Annotated in this window: 1 protein-coding gene; it reads right to left on the bottom strand. The window is 63.9% G+C overall.

What is annotated here, in order from left to right; all coding sequences use genetic code 11:
• A partial coding sequence (gene trbL / locus DM995_RS18350) for a P-type conjugative transfer protein TrbL (protein ID WP_116970627.1) occupies positions 1-818 on the bottom strand: 818 nt, incomplete at its 3' end.
• Between the last annotated feature and the right edge of the window lie 75 nt (positions 819-893).

Raw genomic sequence — 893 nt, 5'->3', positions numbered from 1 at the left:
GCGCCGGCGCCGAGCTGAGGGCCGCCGGACACCAGCCCGTTGGCGATGCCGGGCCCGAAGATGCCAAGTCCGAGCAGCGACAGTGCGGCGAGCACGATCGCCATGGCCTCATCGATAGTCGGATTGGCGCCGCCGAAACCGGCGGTGAACTCGGAGAACAGTGTCGAGCCGATACCGATGATGACGGCGAGCACCAGGACCTTGATGCCCGACGAGATGACGTTGCCGAGCACCCGCTCGGCCATGAAGGCGCTCTTTCCGAACAGGCCGAAGGGGATGAGCACGAAGCCGGCGAGAGTCGTCAGCTTGAATTCGATCAGGGTAACGAAGAGCTGGATGGCGAGGATGAAGAAGGCGAGCAGCACCAGCGCCCAAGCGAGGAACATGCAGGCGATCTGGATGAAGTTCTCGAAGAACGACCAGTAGCCCATCAGGCTGGAGATCGAATCGAGCAGCGGTCGGCCGGCATCGAGCCCGGTCTGCGCGACCTTGCCGGGGCGCAGCAGATCGGCGGTCGTGAAACCGGTGCCGGAGGCCTTCAGGCCGAGGCCGGCGAAGCTCTCGAAGACGATCCGCGCGAGGTTGTTCCAGTTGCCGATGATGTAGGCGAACACGCCGACGAACAGGGTCTTCTTGACCAGGCGCGCCATGATGTCGTCGTCGGCGCCCCAGCTCCAGAACAGGGCGGCGAGCGTTACGTCGATGACGATCAGCGTGGTCGCGATAAACGCGACCTCGCCACTCAAGAGGCCGAAGCCGCTGTCGATGTAGCGGGTGAAGATCTCGAGGAAATGATCGATGACGCCGGTGCCGCCCATGATGCTATCGGGCCTCGTCCAGCTGCGGCGCCATTTCCTTGCGGATCGGATCATCCGGCATGGAGCGAGTTCCGG

The sequence above is a fragment of the Blastomonas sp. UPD001 genome, from assembly GCF_003426715.1.
Lineage (GTDB): Bacteria > Pseudomonadota > Alphaproteobacteria > Sphingomonadales > Sphingomonadaceae > Blastomonas.
Note: the sequence above shows the minus strand (reverse complement) of the source record. Positions and strands in the feature narration are given on the sequence as shown.